General features: G+C 41.1%; 3 protein-coding genes. 1 reads left to right on the top strand and 2 read right to left on the bottom strand.

Annotated features, from left to right (window positions below; all coding sequences use genetic code 11):
• Positions 1–584, bottom strand: a 584-nt coding sequence (locus Q1V93_RS10255; RefSeq protein WP_300664376.1) for a CTP synthase, incomplete at its 3' end; no start/stop codon positions are given.
• A 217-nt stretch (positions 585–801) separates the two neighbouring features.
• Positions 802–1,707, bottom strand: coding sequence for a polymorphic toxin type 23 domain-containing protein (locus tag Q1V93_RS10260; RefSeq protein ID WP_300664378.1), 906 nt, complete (start codon positions 1,705–1,707; stop codon positions 802–804).
• Between the two features lie 127 nt (positions 1,708–1,834).
• Between Q1V93_RS10260 and Q1V93_RS10265 the strand changes: the two genes are divergently transcribed.
• A complete protein-coding gene (locus Q1V93_RS10265; protein WP_300664380.1) occupies positions 1,835–2,872 on the top strand; it encodes a histidine kinase in 1,038 nt (345 codons plus the stop codon).
• Positions 2,873–2,908: the final 36 nt, after the last annotated feature.

Raw genomic sequence — 2,908 nt, forward strand, 5'->3', positions numbered from 1 at the left:
TGTGTAGGCTTTGTTTTTAGCTCTCCGGCAGCAGATAAATAAGGAATCAATGTCAGGTGAACTACCAAACAATCGCTGTCAAATTCCCACATCATTTGTCGAACGGCTTCTACGAACGGAAGTGATTCAATATCACCTACCGTACCACCGATCTCGGTGATTACGATATCAAACTTTCCGGTTTTCCCTAAAATCTGAATACGTTCTTTGATTTCATCTGTGATGTGAGGAATGATCTGAACTGTTTTCCCCAAATATTCGCCTTTCCGTTCTTTATCAATAACACTTTGATAAATCCGTCCGGTAGTTACGTTGTTTGCCTGTGATGTAGGAACATTCAGGAAACGCTCGTAATGTCCCAAGTCCAAATCGGTTTCAGCTCCATCATCTGTAACGAAACATTCTCCATGCTCGTATGGATTTAATGTTCCCGGATCAATGTTGATGTATGGATCTAATTTTTGGATTGTCGTAGAGTAACCGCGTGCCTGAAGCAATTTTGCCAAAGAAGCAGAGATAATTCCTTTACCCAAGGATGATGTTACCCCCCCGGTTACAAATACGTATTTTGTTGAATTGGACATATATAAAAATTGTAACTACGGGGCGCAAAATTACATCAAATAAATGAATAAACACGAATGTTTACTCAGCTTTTTCATAAATAGAAGGTTAAGTGTTGTTTTCTGCTTTTGTGCGTGTGAAAAACGTCGGTGAACGGTACTGATAATTTCAAATTTCGAATGAGAGTTTCGAGTTTCAAGATTGGCTGATTCAGAATTCAGAACTCGCCCTTCGTCATTAATACGGGAGTCCGTCATTCAAAAAGGTCTGAAAGTAAAACCGGGGTTTTCGTGCTTCTTTCCTGGAAAACACATTGTTGCCTGCGTCATTTAAGCGTGGGTAATGCGGCGTATTCCGCTTCATGTTCTTCGGGAAAAGTATCAAATCATGACTGATTTTATTCTGGAAAATGTGACGGATTTGTTCACTGTCCCAACCAAATCTTGCTCCGGCGGTTTGAACCCCCACAAAACGATGTTTCATTTCCCCGTAAAGAATCCCGTGATTCAGTTTTCCGTAAGGCATGGAAGTTAAATCTCTTATTCCGTTCGGTGCACCGGGAAGTGGAGTTCTGTCCCAGTGTGTCCCTCCGGTTTCACCGGTCCAGATGGTGAGTCCCAGACTTGCTTTATACAAACTATCTCTATAGGAAATTACCAAAGAACCGGTTCTGAAACGGTCTTTTGCCTGACCTGCAAACACATCGTTCTCCAACAGGATATCTACACGCTTAATCCCCAGATTCCATGCTCCGGAACGCTGAGAAGTTCCCACGCGATCCAAATACCAGTAATGTGCATAACCAATCGAGTAGGAGGAAGAGGTTTGATGCAGCACACCATCCCAATCCATGTTGATGGGATTGTTTGGTTTCCCGAACATGACAACTGCTCCTGTGCTGATTCTCAATTCCCCGAACGATTTACGGTCTCCGAGATTGGTCAAAAAATAACGGGAAGTTAGTCCTGCATTGATTTGCAGGTATTGGTTTCCGACATATGAATCCAGTTTTACTCCAAATGCATTTTGATGCGAACCAAAAGCGATCAGAAGTGTTGCTTTTATCCCGACATGCGGAGTCCATCTGCTTTGAGCAGCAGCTGTATTGACGCAAAGAAGGAATAGAATAAGCAAGCGATTCATGAAGAACGAATTTACAATTTTCAGACCGAAATTGCTTGTCTTCCTGAAATACGTCCAATCAAACCGATTAAGCGCCGTTTATTTGAATGAAGCATGCTTCACATTGGATTTCGGCTATCTTTGAAATATGTTTAAAGCAAGAAGAACTTATTGGTTAGCTCAAATAGGAGGTTGGGCCTTACTTTCTTTGTTGATATTCTCAGCCTCAACTTTTTCCAATCAAAAGATTGAGTTGAAAATGATCGTTATTTCAACAGCTTGTTTCTTTGTTTTTGGAATTTTACTGACTCATTTGATGCGCTTCTTCTTCATCAGAATGGGATGGCTGAATATGCGTTTAACGAACCTGATTCCAAGAATCATTATTACTTCGATAGTGGTTGCTGCGATCATGTCTTTGCTCAACATCCTGGTGTCTCATTTGATTTCCAAGACTCCGTTAAAGTTTTCCGTGGTGGAATTTTCCCTGGATGTTTCCGCAACACTGATTTTCTTCGTCTTGTGGAACGGTGTTTATTTTACCTTTCATTTTTTTCAACGTTCCAGAGAACAGGAAGTCAATAACTTACAGCTTACGGCCAGTCACAATGAAATTGAACTGAAGAATCTGCGTTCTCAACTGAATCCGCATTTTTTGTTCAATTCACTGAACTCGATCCGGGCTTTGATTGATATTGAGCCTCACCGTGCACAGGAAAACATCACCAAGCTTTCCAATCTGCTTCGTAAATCGCTGATTATCGGAAGTGAACAGCTGGTTCCGCTGGATGAAGAATTATCAATTGTTCAGGATTATTTAGACCTGGAGAAAGTGCGTTTTGAAGAGCGTTTGGAAATCCAGCAAGAATTTGATGCCAGCGTGATGAATTTCCTGATTCCACCGTTTATGCTACAGACGTTGGTTGAAAACGCGTTGAAGCATGGTGTTGCACAACTGATTGAAGGAGGAACCGTTTGGATTCGCGCAAAAAAGATTGAAGATTCGGTTGTTCTGGAAGTTGAGAACACCGGAAATCTGCGTTCCAATAAAAAGGATTCTATCGGAATCGGTATTTCCAATACTTTGCGAAGACTTGAGCTTCAATACCGTGGGAAAGCCACTTTTAATTTAAAACAAAACACCCCCAATACAGTAATAGCTATAATTGAAATTAAAGACTTATGAGAACCATAATCATTGATGATGAAAGACTTGCGCGTG

It is taken from the genome of Fluviicola sp., assembly GCF_030151805.1.
In the GTDB taxonomy this organism is placed as follows: domain Bacteria; phylum Bacteroidota; class Bacteroidia; order Flavobacteriales_D; family Crocinitomicaceae; genus Fluviicola.